Source organism: Pseudomonas luteola NBRC 103146 (assembly GCF_002091675.1).
GTDB classification, from domain to species: domain Bacteria; phylum Pseudomonadota; class Gammaproteobacteria; order Pseudomonadales; family Pseudomonadaceae; genus Chryseomonas; species Chryseomonas luteola.
In genome coordinates this window covers 78,944-92,460 of record NZ_BDAE01000016.1, presented here as the reverse complement: position 1 = coordinate 92,460, position 13,517 = coordinate 78,944, and the positions used below count along the sequence as shown (strand labels likewise).

Below are 13,517 nucleotides of genomic sequence, written 5' to 3'. Positions count from 1 at the left end.
ATACATAGGAGGGTGGAGCAAAGATAAGGCCAGGTTTGGAAAACGCTTACCTGCTGTGGTGTTGCCGATACGGTTGCGGCTATCCCAGGTCAGCCCGTGTATCGGTCCTGGCCTAAGGGGGTGACATTTTGTACCGCTTCTGGCCTACCGGCCTTGGAGGCTTGAATGACCTACACTGAACGTTGCATCTTGCCGCCTGCATAGGGGAGAACAACAAGAATGTCCCAAAGGCCTCATACTTCAATACCTCCTTTTTCAAAAGCACCAGACAGCTTACCTTCAGGCTCTACAGACCCGGTTGTCGTACGCTCCTGGCAGCGCTGCCTTGAGCACTACCAGCTGGATCCTGCCAGTCCCCAGGCACCTTGCGTCATAGAGCAGCCGCGCTTGGTTGATCACCGAGAGCCGCTGTGTAACCTCCTTGGCTTGGCCCGTGGGCAGATGAACACCCTTTACCAGCAGCTGGGCGGGGCAGGACACACGATCTTGTTGACCGATGCCCAGGGCGTGGTGATTGAAAGCGTCTTCCATGAGGCAGAGCAAGTTCTGCTCGAGCGTGCTGGCCTGTGGCTTGGTGCGGTATGGAACGAAGATATCGAGGGGACCAACGGGGTGGGTACCTGTCTGGTTGAGCGCCAACCCATCACGATTTTTCGGGAGGAACACTTTCGCAGTCGCCACACGGGTTTGACTTGCTCGGCGATGCCCGTCTTTGATCCGGCCGGAAATCTCCAGGCGGTACTCAATGTTTCTACGGTTCGCGAGCAGCAATCGCGGCAGAGCCAGTTTCATACGATGGCACTCACGACACTTTCGGCAAAACTGATCGAAAATGGCTTTTTCCTGCAGCATTGTAAGCAGGACTACCTGCTGCGCTTCCATACCCAGCCCGAGTTTCTCGGTCTGCTTAGCGAGGGGCTCCTGGCATTCGATGGAGGGGGCCGGATTACCGCAGTTAACGAGCCGGCCCTGAACCTACTGGCCTCCCGCCGTGAGGCGTTACTGGGTCAGTCGCTGGAGGGCGTGCTTGACATCAGACTCGATGAACTCCTGGCCTATGCGCAGCCACAACCCAGTACCTATTGGTCGATATGCACCTTGAGCGGCGTGTTGCTTCATGCTCAGGTACGGGGCATACAGCTGCGTACAGTTGTAACGCCTCCGCCGGTTCGCCGCGCAAAGATCGAGGGGCTATGTCTCGCCGATCATGCACTACATGCAGCGTTCGATCGGGCGCTCAAGGTGTTGGAGCATGATGTGCCGGTTCTTCTCTATGGGGAGACCGGGACTGGCAAGGAGGCTTTCGCTACTGCGCTGCACCGTGCCAGTTCACGTGCAGGCAAGCCATTTATCGCAATCAACTGTGCGGCCATTCCCGAGGCGCTGATCGAGAGCGAGCTGTTTGGTTATTGCGGCGGAACATTTACCGGTGCACGCAAGGAAGGCATGGCAGGCAAGCTCCAGCATGCCAATGGCGGCGTCCTGTTCCTTGATGAAATTGGCGATATGCCGCTTGCCCTTCAAACCCGGCTGCTGCGTGTTCTAGAGGAGCGTCATGTCGTTCCGTTGGGAAGTACCGTACCACAGCCGCTTGATATTCGCCTGATCAGTGCCAGCCATCGAGACCTCAAGGCGCTGGTGGCGGCGGGTCAGTTTCGGGAAGATCTCTATTACCGTCTGACCGGTCTGCAGATTACCTTGACGCCTTTGCGAGAACGAAGCGACAAGGCTGAGCTGATCGATCATCTGCTCCGAGAGGAGGCTCGTGGCAAAGAAATTCGAGTGGAATCGGCAGCCAGGCAGGCGCTACTGGCGCAGCCATGGCCCGGCAATATTCGTCAGCTGAGAAACCTGTTGAGAACGCTTGTAGCCTTGAGCGAAGGGTGCTGGATCGGCCTCAGGGATGTGGCAGCCGTTCTGCCGCTGGAGACACCTGCAGAAAATGCATGTAACCCTTTGGGGGCAGCGGAGCGTGATGCCCTGGTTGCAGCCTTGCAGGCTGAGCACTGGCATCGGGGGCATGTGGCTGAGCGGCTCGGTATCAGTCGCAATACGTTGTACCGCAAGCTCCGTAAACACGGGCTGATCAACCGTTAATTAAGGTGGCATCTCTCCCATCAACCGGAAGGCACCAGGCCGATTAACGGCTACATTAAACGGCTCAGCATTCCAGATTCGCCGTGTCCCGATTGTGACAATAGGGGCGCGCTTGAGAGTTGGTTTTCTCGTCTATACGACCTTCACGAGACTATCTACTGACAAGCGGCCTGCCCAAGCTCTACCAGCTTTCCACCTTGCCTCAGTTTTGTTGCATCCACCACTCTGACAAGCTTTGCAGGCGTACCGTACTGTTTGGCACTCAGGCAAACGGATTCGGCCAGCCGGAACTGCAAGGTATGATCATCGACAACACTTACCTGGAGCAGGGACGGTGTAACCCAGCGGGCTTCCTTGATAGGGCTTTTCTTGTTTGAGACCAGTGCATGAATCAGTTGCTGCTGCCGCTGAGCGGCATCAGTATTTCCCGCTTGAGCCTCGCGCGGAGTTGAAGCGGCACGAAGCCCGAGATAACCCAGGACAGCGCTCACAATCATGAGCAGCAACAGTACTTTCCTGGCTTTCGACATCGTCGGTGGTTTACTCCAGGGAAACAGGTCAGTCATCTCGTCGGCGGCCATGCGGAGCATATCGTTTTACCCGATCATCAATGCAAGCTCTTGCAGGACCATCGCGCACGAACCAGACGGGCAAGCTAGCTACCGATACAGATGCCGAAAGTTATAGGGGTTGGACACATATCCTTTCTAAAGATTTTTTCTATCGGTCCGATAGAGAATGTGATGCCTTGCAAGGGCAGCCTTTGGCTGCGCACATCCTGCTTAACGTGCAGCCATAAAAGCACGACGGTAGGTAATCGACTGAGCTTCGTACCATTGATATCGAAGCAGACTCTGAGGTGAACATCGTGCTCCGAAACATCCCGTTGGGTTTCAAGCTTCTGCTGATTCTCATATGCCCACTTCTCGGCTTCCTATGGCTCGCGACGGCGAAGGTGGTTGATAGCTACCAGACCTTGCAGGAGATGAATCGAACGGTGGAAGCGAGCACGGTTGCCCAGAAGGTAAGTCAGTTAATTACTGTGCTGCAGCGTGAGCGCGGCGCAAGCGGTGTTTATCTGGGCAGCAAGGGAAATGCAATGCGGGATATGCTGCCTCGCATGCGTCAGCAGACGGATGAAGCTATGGCGGCCTTGCGCGCGCTTTCTGGAAGCGCCAGTGAGATCCGCGATGCCATGGCTGGATTGGATGGTTTGAAAGCCACCCGTGACCAGATCGATACGTTGGGCATCACCAACCGTGAATCAGGCTCGCGGTTTACCAAAATCATTCAAACGCTGATTGGATTCACTCATTCACTGGAGCACAATGTGAATGAGCCATCGCTTGCCCGAGCGTTATCCTCGCTTAATGAATTCATCGAGATGAAGGAGCGGGCAGGTCGTGAGCGGGCCATGCTAGGTGTCGTGTTCAACCAGGATCGGTTCGATTCTGATCTGCTATCAGCTTTCAGCCGTAACCTGGGTGAGTTTTCCGCCTACTCCGAGGCCTTCAGACGTAACGCGTCTGAGGCGCTTGTGCGCAAGCTTGATGAAAAGATGCAGCAGCCCAGCGCGCTTGAGGTCGCACGTCTGCAGCGTCTGGCATTCGAGACGCCGATCGGTCAGTCACTGGGTGTGTCGGCCGAAGGATGGTTCAAAACCTCGACGAGCCGAATCGATCTGATGGGTGAAGTAGAGGAAGAGTTGGGACAGCAGGTGGGCGCCCTGGCAGCCAAGGCGCAGCATCATGCGTCAGCCGCTCTGTGGACAACGCTGGGTGCCGCAGTGCTTGCGCTGTTGGTCGTCTCGGTGCTGTCCTACCTGATCATTTGCAACATCAGCGTTGCCGTTAAAGCGGTGAACAAGGCGCTGCTGGCACTTTCGCAACGCGATCTTACTGCGCGATCCGATTACAAGGGCAAGGACGAATTTGGCGAGATTACCCATAACCTCAATCGTATGGCTGACGAGTTGGGTCAGGTGATTCAGGAGATTGGTAACGCCACCACGCAAGTTGCGACGGCCGCGGAAGAATCCTCAGCGGTCACGCTTCAGACCAGCAAGAGCATTGAGCGCCAGCGCCAGGGTACTGAGCTTGTTGTCACTGCGATCAACCAGATGAGCGCGACCGTGCGGGAGGTGGCTCAGAGCACCAGCGATGCCGCCAGCATGTCACAAGAGGTCAACCAGAGCACAAGCCAGGGGCGACGTGAAGTGGAAAGCACGATCAGTGTCATACGCGAACTGTCTGCGCAGGCCGATCAGACCGCAGCCATCATCAGCGACCTGAAGCGAGAAAGCGACTCCATTTCCACGGTGCTTGATGTGATCCGCGGCATTGCGGACCAGACCAATTTGCTGGCGCTCAATGCGGCCATCGAAGCGGCACGGGCCGGCGACCACGGTCGGGGCTTTGCGGTGGTGGCTTCCGAAGTACGTATGCTGGCCCAAAAGACACAAGAGTCTACTGGCAATATTCAGCAGATGATTGCAAACCTGCAGACAGGCTCTGATCGCGCTACTCAATCGATGCAGGAGACTGTAGGCAAGGCTCGCGCGGGCGCCTCCAACATCGAGCGGGCCGGTGATATGCTCACCAGGATTGCCGAGGGCGTAGCCAGTATTAACGATAGAAACCTGCAGATTGCTGCGGCTGCGGAAGAGCAAAGCGCCGTAGCGGAGGACATCAACCGCAACATCGTGGAGATCAACGATGTGGCTATCCAAGTCAGCGCAGGTGCCGAGCAGACTGCCGCAACCAGTCTAGAGCTGGCGCGTCTGGCTGAGCACCAGCAAAAGCTGGTAGGTCGGTTCAGGTTGGTGTAAACCGCACGTGTAATCGATTGACTCGTTTTGCTGAGCTACGCTTGGTTATCGTTATCAGCCGATCCGGCTAGTGTCTGAGTCATCTGAACGTTTGTCAAAGACAGACGTTCAGGCTCAACAGGCGGGTATCAAAGACGTTACCTTTAAAAGACAATCAGCTGCCTGTCGATTACTGTACCGGCAGTTCTCTTATGGCGACATTGTTTATTTATCAGCCGGTGCCGCCTGAGAGGAGCCTGACTGCGCGGCACCGGATCTCTTGTTCCGACTGGGTATCTTTGGCCTTGTCCTGCTTATTGTGGCCTCATGATGGCCAACTGCGCATCCTGCCGCCGCACCTGCACTGCCGTGATGTCTGGCAACATGGCCGGCAGCGCCTCCTACGACAGCCTCCGTAATCAGCTCAAGTGGCTGGCCCGCAAGTCCTTCGAGGGATAGGGCAGCCGCGTCTGTAGCAAGCGGTCTCCAGACGATTGCGGCATAACATGAAGAGGTGTCGGCGAGCAGAAAAAAGTGTTTGACTTAGAGCACACTCTAACCTCTAGGATCCTCTCCATGGACTCGAATTTAACGATAGATGAAGTTGCCAAGCGTACTGGTCTGACGGCCCACACGTTGCGCTACTACGAGCGTATCGGGTTGATTGCGCCTGTTGGCCGAGCCCCTGGCGGCCAACGGCGTTACTCAGCATCAGACATGGCCTGGATCAGTTTTCTTCTAAGGCTGCGTACCACCCAGATGCCTATCGGAAAAATGCTGGCCTTCGCAAAGTTGCGTGCTGTTGGAGACTCAACCGTATCCGAGCGCCGTCGCTTGCTGGAGGATCACCTAGCGGAGGTACTTGCCCAGATCGAGGCCATGAAAAAGTCTGCCGATGCCCTGCAAGCCAAGGTCGAGCACTACCAGGCGCTGGAGCATTCCTGACATAACCCTTAGCTACCATGGAGAGACGCCTGATGAACACTGCAACGCGCTATGAACGCGGACTTGGGAAGTTAAAGGAAATCGATGGTGAGATAGGCGAGCGCGTCGTTGCTAGTCTTGCTGACATCGCTCCGGACTTTGCACGCTATCTAATCGAGTTTCCGTTTGGAGACATCTACTCTCGTCCCGGTCTTGACCTTAAAAGTCGAGAAATTGCAGTGGTGGCGGCGCTCACGGCCATGGGGAATGCAGCGCCTCAACTCAAGGTACATATCCAGGGCGCGCTGAATGTAGGTGTTTCGCGTGAAGAAGTCATTGAAACCATTATCCAGATGGCGGTCTATGCAGGCTTCCCAGCGGCGTTGAACGGACTGTTCGCAGCCCGAGAGGTCTTTGCATCGCTAGATACTTTGGATCAACCAGTAGCGGAACCAAAGCAGTAAGGCCGCCAAGGCCTAGATATTCATAAAGATTGTTTGATTCAAGGCGTTTCATGAGTTTGATGAAGCTCCGCACGTGTTGTCCAACGATAGGGTCATTTAGGACCTCACTCGAGGTGTATATGAATACTCAACCAATCGACACATGGCGGATGCAGGGCTCTGATCCATTAGGTCCGGGTGATGAAGTAGGTGCGAACGATGACGAGATGGCACCACTGGACCCTGACCAAGCACCTGACGAGGCCGATGAAGAAGGTGGCATCTGATAGAGGGTTACCTCAAGTCCTGCCAATGCAAGGCTTGAGGTATCAGATTAACGGTCGGATTGTTAATACAGTATTTGATGTGAATCCTGTCACAACATGATATCTCTGCGCAGCAGCAATCGCTGCTCCTGCAGAGGCATCATTATGGTCAGGTCAGGCGGTGGTTTCTTGGTAAGACAAGGAACCGCATTAGCGGTAGGTGCAGCTGTTCTTTTTCTTTTGTTTGGCATTATGGGTTGGCTGCTTGAATACCTGTCCTTTGGGATGATGTGTATGCCTATAGCGCTGGGAATTGGGATTCTGACCTTTTTATGTTTAGCGACGATTACCTATAGTCTGCTGGACTGATCTGCGTAGATGAACGCTCGGTTTTATGCCGAGCTTTTTATTGTTCAGCTAATTAGACGAGCGGAAACGGTGGTGCGAACATTTCTTGATTTGATGTCTCTAAGTTACAAGGCCGCTTTGGCCTTATAAGAAAGGAGATGCACCATGGCTACGTATGAGCACGCTCCACTAACAGCGCAAAGCCCTGATCCGCTTAAACCAGACGATACAGGTATTGGTGGCGATGTGGTTGATCCCGCTATGCCAGACGATACTTTGGATGATGATGATGTAAATCGTCCCTTGTAGTCGAATACTCGGATAAAAGCCCGGTTATATGACCGGGTTTTTTGCTAACAGCGATCAAGATCTTCCCACATCTTTTTCCAGTACGCGTCCGCTTCGCTGTGTCGTGATCTCAAGGCCGTTTCGAGCTGTTTCCGTTCATCCGATTGATGAGGTGCTGCGCATTCGAGATATTGAGTGGCTGCTTCTTGTACCCGTTGCTCAAGTTGATTCCACTCTGTCACAGCTGCCGTCCACGACTTGCCCGTCAGTGCTTCATACTTTTCGTGCCCATCCATACCGTCGTCCTCAAGAAGAAGATGCATGTTGATAGACATGGTTTTCAGGCTTCAATTCCAATCCGTCATGGTTAGAGTGTTCATTTGCGCTGCGTAATTAGCGCTCTGCGGTAACCCTTGGCGCCAAACATTTAAATGTACAGACTAAAACGATTTAGCTGAACTAGTGGGGTACTACTAAAAATATTGCAAAGCTATCTTTCTAATTATCGATACTGTTCTCGAGATAGCTTGGTTTTCTCATTGACCTCAAGGTTGCATTTGCACACGTTTAAAAACGTTGTTAGGCCTACAGCTATCAAGCTTCTAGCAGATAACTTTCATACCAATCGAGTCTTTCATTACTCCTTTGCCCCACCTTGATTGGCAAATACCACCTATTGCTTTCGCTGGAGCAAGGCCGTTATGAATATCAAACAAAAACTTACCTGCGCATTTGCGGCCATTGCCTGTACACCTGTGCTTCTGATAGCGGTCGTTGTGGCTATGAACCTGCGCAGCCAGGCTCAGGACGACTTCATTGATAGCAGTAGTCGTGAAATTCGCCAGATCGACAATGCTATGCAGCAATTTTTTGCCGGCATCAGCCAGAACGTTGAGTATCTCGCCAAGCTGCCCGCTGTGACAAATACAGAGCCACTCAAACGTTATATGCAGCCTAATGCTGATCAACTGCCAACACCCAGCAGCAACGCGGTAATGCTTGATCTTTTTACTCGATTTGCCACTACGCATCCCGCTACGGCCTATTTGTCAGTAGGGCAGACTGATGGCGGCTATGCACTATGGCCGGACGATCCTAAGCTCAGCAATTACGATCCACGGGTACGACCCTGGTATAAGACCGCCATGGATAATCCGGGCAAAACGGTACGGACATCAGCGTATTACTGGGCACCTGACGATGTGGTGCTAATGGGAACCGTACGCACCATAGACGATGCTCAGGGCAGGCCAGTTGGCGTGCTTGGGCTGGATGTCTCGCTCAAGCAGCTGACCGACCTGGTTAAGCAGATCAAGTTGGGTGATAGCGGCTACCTTATGCTGGTCGAAGACAATGGTAACGTACTGGTCGATCCCAGCCATGCAGAGCATAACTTTAAGTCGCTAAAGGATTTAGGTAATGAATACGCTCGCTTGGCGAGCGCTACGAGTGGACTGCAGCAGGTTGAACTTGATGGTGTGCAGTACATGGCAAATGTCTGGTCTTCGCCAGACCTGGGCTGGCGCTTCATCGGGTTGATTCAGCGCGACGAGGTGATGGCTAGAACGTCGAGCCTTACTTGGCAGATCGCTTTGATCGCTACGGTTTTGGTTATTATCTTTGCTCTGGTGGGCGCCAGCTTCGCCGGTTTGATTGCAAAGCCAATCCGCAGCGTAGCCGATGGGCTGGAGGGCATTGCACAGGGTGAGGGTGATTTAAGCCGGAGTTTGACCGTTCGTGGCAAGGACGAAACAGCCCTGCTTGCGCGTTGGTTCAACCAGTTCCTGGACACAATCCGTCAGCTTGTGCAGCGCGTCAGCAGTGCATCGACAGGGTTGCAGCAAGCCTCCCACGACAGTACACGCGTCGCGCATCAGATCAACGATGCTGCAGGCCGGCAACGCGAAGCCGTAGAGCTTGTTTCTACTGCATTCAATGAGATGGTTGCTACAGCCAACGAAGTGGCGCGCTCTTGTAGTCAGGCCGCGGTATCGGCAGATACCGGTTTCCGCGAGGTACATAATGGTCAACTACAGATCGACGAGGCTACAGGAAGTGTTTCGCAACTAAGTGACAACCTCGCGCAGGCTACCCAGGCGATGCTTGTCCTTGAGCAGGACAGCAAGAACATTAATGCCATCCTCGACACAATCCGCTCGATTGCCGATCAGACAAACCTGTTGGCCCTGAACGCTGCCATCGAGGCGGCTCGAGCAGGCGAGCAGGGCAGAGGCTTTGCCGTAGTGGCCGATGAGGTTCGAGCGTTAGCCAAGCGCACGTCTGATTCAACCGGAGAGATTGATGGGCTTTTGGGCGGTCTGGCGCGACGCACTCAGGAAGTCACGAAACAGATGCAAAACAGCTTGTCGATGTCCCATAACAGTGTCGAGCGCATTCAGTTAGCCAGGGTTAGCTTTGAGCAGATCCGCTGCTCGGTCGACAATATCCGCGATCAGAACATACAAATATCTGCGGCTGCCGAAGAGCAGCATCAGGTCGCCGAAGATATCAATAGACATATTTCGCATATTCATGACGACGCCCTGGTGGTAGAGCAGTTGGCTCAAGCGGCTCGTACAGACGCCGCACGTCTGGAGCATCTTTCTGAGGAGCTACATGGATTGATCGGAGGATTTCGGACGTAATCAGCCTTCAGGAGGGGTACGCATAGTTGCAAGCCCCTCCTGACACCGCCAGGTATGGATGTGAGAGCCCGTAGCTGGCGTTGCGGAAATGCTATTAGCAACGAGCTAGAACGCCGGCGTAAGCCATAAAGCGCATAGTTAGCTCATGAAAAGCACAAGCTCAGCCGGTTTGGTTAATGCGCTAGTCTTACAGCTCAACCTTTTGGTCGGATAGAACGCATTGCAGCGCTGATTATCCAATGACTGTACTGCGATCCTGAGCGATCTTTCTCCTGGTACTGAACCAGGCGTTCAGATAGACATGGACATAGCCGATTCGGCCTTTCGTTTATTCAAAAAGAGCGTTCCGCTTTGTTTTCCTGCACGTCACTTTGCCTATCAAACGCATGCAAGGTTTCCTGAAAAAAGTCTTTTTTCCTGTGTCTCCTATAGCTCAATTCAGCGTCTAGTTGATGAGCATAGCCTTTATCCGCAAGGCGGCGTTTGGGTTTCGACCGGTAACACGATTAGTTGAAACATGGGCGTCGTATCGTCAGGACCGTTGGGCCTGCTCTACAAGACTTAGGGGAACCCCTCCGTGATTAGCGGTTCTAGTCTTAAGTGGTAGTGCTTTATAGGTAGAGGAGAGCCAGTCTATGAAGGCAATCCGTATGTTGGTGGCAACCGTGGTCCTTGGTGTAACAAGTGGTCTTGCATGGGCTGATCTGCCTCCTGTGATCACGATGGGCCCCGGCTTCAAGATCGTGGTGAATGGTGCAGAAGTGCCGGTCTTCGGCTTTGACCGTTGCCCGCAGGCCGCTCTGGATCCACAGAACACCTTCCATATCCCTGGCGAGCAGGCCAAGGCCTGTACTGTTATTCCCAGTTACCAGAGTGAAGTCAAAGTCCGCATGATGCTGCGCTCCGGTCCCGTCGTGGAAACCTGGGGTGTCATGCGTTATGGCAACATGCTGGGCTTTCGCCGGCCCGATGGCGATCTTGTCGTTCCGGCGACCTGACCGTTAAGCTGAGGCGATACCCGGCAGCACTTGGTTGCCGGGCGGGGGTCAGCCGATCAGTTCTGCAAACGCCTTGTCGGCTTCAAGCACGTCGGGTAAGGCAGCAAATAGCTTGTCTGTATCTAGTCCGTTGAACAGGGGCCCGGTCAGATGTTGCTGTGCCTCAGGCGTGGCACCATGGGCTTCGTAGACATCGCTGATCGCTACCGCTTGCGCCACAATGCGTGGGTAATCGTCCGCCTCGGCAGGTGCCTGGGTGGGACGACCTTGATAAGCGATCGCTTGTTGAATGACCTTGGGTAATTGCCAACGCTTTGCCAGCTCTGCCCCTACTTCTGGATAGCCAAAGCCCAGTTGCACGGTCTCATCCGCTGCTCGTCCCGTAGCGTCCCTTTTAGGTTGCTTGTTCAGCGTGGCTGCATAGTCAGGCGCACCCGCCTGAATCAGCAGCTCACCAATGTTATGCATCATGCCACAGGTAAAGGCTGTGTCCGGGTCTTTGCCCAGCTGCTTTGCCAGGAGTCGACAGATACTGGCTACCCGAAAACTGTGAGTCCAGAACGCTTTTAGGTTATAGCCTGAGTCCACCTTGAACGCGCCTGTCATGGCGGACGCCAGAACCAACGTACGAAGCGTATTGAAGCCCAGGCGCATGGTGGCATCTTCGATGCTGGTCGAATCACGAGCACCCTTGAACCGGGCCGAATTGGCGAGGCGTAATACCTTGGCGGCAATGACGGGATCCCGCTCTACATTACGCGCAACACTGTCCAGGCTGGAGGAAGGGTTATCGAATTGCTGGATGAGATCCTGGGCGACCTTGGGCACGCTGGGCAGGTTGTGAATCTCATTGAACAGGGTGTCGATATTCATGAAGGCTCCTTGATGCCTGAACGGTATATTCCAAAGCATAGAAAAGGTTTGCCAAGTCGCTAGTGGTCAGACGTCGGCTCGCTGGGGCAGGAGACGTGTAATAGTCCAGAAAAGTGCGGATCCTTATCTTCAATCCCTGCTGCAATAACCCTAAGCGCTCAGCCAGCCTGAACAAAGTGGCCATAGACTTGCCCAACAAAAAGGGCACCCACTGCACAGGAGAAGACTGATGGTTGAATTCCAAAAGGCACCGGACGACCCGGAAATCGATCCAACCCCTTCACCACAGGATGAGCCAATCGGTGATGATCAGCGTGAGCATGCCCCCGATGAGCGTCTTCCTCAAAAGAATCCGACTGACCCGGAGTACAGCTGATGGACAACGATCCTCATCGTCATTTCGATGACGGTGTTCCAGACGAGACTCACCCGGACGAGATGCCTGCGGAGGATGACAATACGCCGCCGGTAGACCCTGTGGGAACCTGTATTTAAGGATAAGAGCCCGGTTCAGAGGCCTTTCGCAAGGCGCCTGAACCTGGCCAGCGTCAGCGGTTAACGCTGTGTCAGTGTCGCAGTGTTACCCGTACCGCTCTGGGTAATGGTCGCCATATCGCCCTGAGAAGATTGGGTTACGTTCATGCTGTTGGCTGAGCCATTCTGAGAGAGAATGGCCGAATAGCCTATGCCGGTTTGCGTAGCCGTAATCGTGTTGGCATCACCCGACTGTGATACATACAGTTCGTTGTCATCGCCTGTCTGAGTAAAGTACAACTCGTTGTCTGTTCCTTCCTGCAGAGCGGACAAGACATTGCGATCACCTTTTTGACCCGGGTCGTAAATAGTTTCACCGTTGCCACGAACTAAATTGCTAGTACCAGTTTGAGTAACACTCAGGACGTTGAGCGAGCCTTCTTGCTGTACGTTTGTTGTATTCAGATCGCCCGATTGATCTACACGAGCGATCATTCCGGTTGCCCTGCTGTTACCCCAAACACTGTCTTGCGTTACATCTGCCGTATTGCTATTTCCTTCCTGATTAATGGTTGCCGTAGCGTTATCAGCCAGCTGAGCGATGTGAGCATCGTTGTTATTGCCGTACTGGTAAATCGAGGCTGTCAGATAATCAGCAGAATATTGAAAAATGTCGCCAGTGTTGCTACTGCCCTCTTGAACAGTAGCCTGGGTGCTGTAATCAGCGCTGTACTGTTCGTTGGTCGAGTTGTTGTTATCGCCACTCTGCCGGGTAAAGGCGTTGCCATAAGAGGACAAGGTTTGAAAGATACCTGCGTTATTTCCAGAACCGGTTTGTTCAATTAAAGCCGTATTCTGATCCGCCTTACCATAGAACCCATAACCACGATGCTCGTAGTCACTCTGAGTGATATAGGCGGCATTATCATTACCAGACTGGTATACCTGGCCAATGTTTAAACTGCCGCCTTCCTGGATAAATTGCGTCCTGTTGCCAACGCCCTCTTGATAGACCGTGCCGCTGTTTTCAGTACCGGACTGCTCAATGAATCCGTAACCGTTTTGTCCTGTCTGCGTTTGCGTAAAGTTATTGGACGTACCGCTCTGTTCGATCGTGGAGGTGTTGTTTTCGCCGTCCTGATTAAGATCTACCGTGTTGTTTTCTGCATGAGCATGCAAGGTGAGGGTAGCCAGTACGGCAAGAGCGAGGGGTTTGAGCGCAGGCATTGAAAAATCTCCCTATATCAAAGTCATGAGACCGCTGAAATCGTTATCAACTGATGACGGCTCACCCACAACTGCATAGGCATCTCGCCTGCGGGTATCTATCAGCAAATGGCTGGGAGCCATGAAAA

13 protein-coding genes and 1 pseudogene are annotated in these 13,517 nt (G+C 53.6%); 10 read left to right on the top strand and 4 right to left on the bottom strand.

Annotated features, from left to right (window positions below):
- Positions 1-219: 219 nt before the first annotated feature.
- Entirely contained in the window at positions 220-2,097 is a 1,878-nt protein-coding gene (locus tag PLU01S_RS16975; protein WP_139208910.1) for a sigma-54-dependent Fis family transcriptional regulator, read from the top strand.
- A gap of 155 nt (positions 2,098-2,252) precedes the next feature.
- Here PLU01S_RS16975 and PLU01S_RS16970 read toward each other — a convergent pair whose 3' ends face one another.
- Positions 2,253-2,678 (bottom strand): hypothetical protein, encoded by a 426-nt coding sequence (locus PLU01S_RS16970; RefSeq protein WP_139208908.1) that lies wholly within the window; start codon positions 2,676-2,678, stop codon positions 2,253-2,255.
- Positions 2,679-2,965: 287 nt separating this feature from the next.
- On the opposite strand from PLU01S_RS16970, the gene PLU01S_RS16965 reads away from it, so the two are divergent.
- The 5 genes from PLU01S_RS16965 to PLU01S_RS25760 all read left to right on the top strand — a co-directional run bounded on the left by PLU01S_RS16965 (position 2,966) and on the right by PLU01S_RS25760 (position 7,193).
- Complete coding sequence (locus PLU01S_RS16965; RefSeq protein ID WP_074829135.1) at positions 2,966-4,924, top strand: methyl-accepting chemotaxis protein; 1,959 nt, start codon at positions 2,966-2,968, stop codon at positions 4,922-4,924.
- 555 nt (positions 4,925-5,479) lie between these two features.
- Entirely contained in the window at positions 5,480-5,848 is a 369-nt protein-coding gene (locus tag PLU01S_RS16955; protein ID WP_074829079.1) for a MerR family transcriptional regulator, read from the top strand.
- A 32-nt stretch (positions 5,849-5,880) separates the two neighbouring features.
- A complete protein-coding gene (locus PLU01S_RS16950) occupies positions 5,881-6,291 on the top strand; it encodes a carboxymuconolactone decarboxylase family protein (RefSeq protein WP_074829076.1) in 411 nt (136 codons plus the stop codon).
- Positions 6,292-6,410: 119 nt separating this feature from the next.
- Entirely contained in the window at positions 6,411-6,557 is a 147-nt protein-coding gene (locus PLU01S_RS25765; protein WP_010798786.1) for a hypothetical protein, read from the top strand.
- 492 nt (positions 6,558-7,049) lie between these two features.
- A complete protein-coding gene (locus tag PLU01S_RS25760) occupies positions 7,050-7,193 on the top strand; it encodes a hypothetical protein (protein WP_010798784.1) in 144 nt (47 codons plus the stop codon).
- 44 nt (positions 7,194-7,237) lie between these two features.
- On the opposite strand, the gene PLU01S_RS16940 is transcribed toward PLU01S_RS25760, so the two are convergent.
- Positions 7,238-7,507: a hypothetical protein gene (locus tag PLU01S_RS16940; RefSeq protein ID WP_083397977.1), complete on the bottom strand. Its 270-nt coding sequence runs from the start codon at positions 7,505-7,507 to the stop codon at positions 7,238-7,240.
- A gap of 366 nt (positions 7,508-7,873) precedes the next feature.
- Here PLU01S_RS16940 and PLU01S_RS26670 point away from each other — a divergent pair.
- From PLU01S_RS26670 to PLU01S_RS16930, 3 genes and pseudogenes are all read left to right on the top strand, one after another.
- Positions 7,874-8,962 (top strand): annotated as a pseudogene (locus PLU01S_RS26670) (cache domain-containing protein); the annotation flags it as partial.
- 150 nt (positions 8,963-9,112) lie between these two features.
- Positions 9,113-9,817, top strand: coding sequence for a methyl-accepting chemotaxis protein (locus tag PLU01S_RS26665; RefSeq protein WP_376738997.1), 705 nt, complete (start codon positions 9,113-9,115; stop codon positions 9,815-9,817).
- Between the two features lie 635 nt (positions 9,818-10,452).
- Positions 10,453-10,815, top strand: coding sequence for a hypothetical protein (locus PLU01S_RS16930; protein ID WP_074829071.1), 363 nt, complete (start codon positions 10,453-10,455; stop codon positions 10,813-10,815).
- Between the two features lie 48 nt (positions 10,816-10,863).
- Here the strand turns inward: PLU01S_RS16930 and PLU01S_RS16925 are convergent, their stop codons facing one another.
- Complete coding sequence (locus tag PLU01S_RS16925; RefSeq protein WP_074829070.1) at positions 10,864-11,688, bottom strand: HDOD domain-containing protein; 825 nt, start codon at positions 11,686-11,688, stop codon at positions 10,864-10,866.
- A 229-nt stretch (positions 11,689-11,917) separates the two neighbouring features.
- Here PLU01S_RS16925 and PLU01S_RS25755 point away from each other — a divergent pair, with 229 nt between their 5' ends.
- Entirely contained in the window at positions 11,918-12,064 is a 147-nt protein-coding gene (locus PLU01S_RS25755; protein ID WP_010798779.1) for a hypothetical protein, read from the top strand.
- A gap of 179 nt (positions 12,065-12,243) precedes the next feature.
- Here PLU01S_RS25755 and PLU01S_RS16920 read toward each other — a convergent pair whose 3' ends face one another.
- Positions 12,244-13,389 (bottom strand): hypothetical protein, encoded by a 1,146-nt coding sequence (locus tag PLU01S_RS16920; protein WP_074829067.1) that lies wholly within the window; start codon positions 13,387-13,389, stop codon positions 12,244-12,246.
- Positions 13,390-13,517: the final 128 nt, after the last annotated feature.

Excerpts from the sequence above, each read along its gene's own strand:
- PLU01S_RS16975 (WP_139208910.1), top strand. The coding sequence starts at position 220 with ATGTCCCAAAGGCCTCATACTTCAATACCTCCTTTTTCAAAAGCACCA.
- PLU01S_RS16970 (WP_139208908.1), bottom strand. The coding sequence starts at position 2,678 with ATGGCCGCCGACGAGATGACTGACCTGTTTCCCTGGAGTAAACCACCG.
- PLU01S_RS16955 (WP_074829079.1), top strand. The coding sequence starts at position 5,480 with ATGGACTCGAATTTAACGATAGATGAAGTTGCCAAGCGTACTGGTCTG.
- PLU01S_RS16950 (WP_074829076.1), top strand. The coding sequence starts at position 5,881 with ATGAACACTGCAACGCGCTATGAACGCGGACTTGGGAAGTTAAAGGAA.
- PLU01S_RS25765 (WP_010798786.1), top strand. The coding sequence starts at position 6,411 with ATGAATACTCAACCAATCGACACATGGCGGATGCAGGGCTCTGATCCA.
- PLU01S_RS25760 (WP_010798784.1), top strand. The coding sequence starts at position 7,050 with ATGGCTACGTATGAGCACGCTCCACTAACAGCGCAAAGCCCTGATCCG.
- PLU01S_RS16940 (WP_083397977.1), bottom strand. The coding sequence starts at position 7,507 with ATGTCTATCAACATGCATCTTCTTCTTGAGGACGACGGTATGGATGGG.
- PLU01S_RS26665 (WP_376738997.1), top strand. The coding sequence starts at position 9,113 with ATGGTTGCTACAGCCAACGAAGTGGCGCGCTCTTGTAGTCAGGCCGCG.
- PLU01S_RS16930 (WP_074829071.1), top strand. The coding sequence starts at position 10,453 with ATGAAGGCAATCCGTATGTTGGTGGCAACCGTGGTCCTTGGTGTAACA.
- PLU01S_RS16925 (WP_074829070.1), bottom strand. The coding sequence starts at position 11,688 with ATGAATATCGACACCCTGTTCAATGAGATTCACAACCTGCCCAGCGTG.
- PLU01S_RS25755 (WP_010798779.1), top strand. The coding sequence starts at position 11,918 with ATGGTTGAATTCCAAAAGGCACCGGACGACCCGGAAATCGATCCAACC.
- PLU01S_RS16920 (WP_074829067.1), bottom strand. The coding sequence starts at position 13,389 with ATGCCTGCGCTCAAACCCCTCGCTCTTGCCGTACTGGCTACCCTCACC.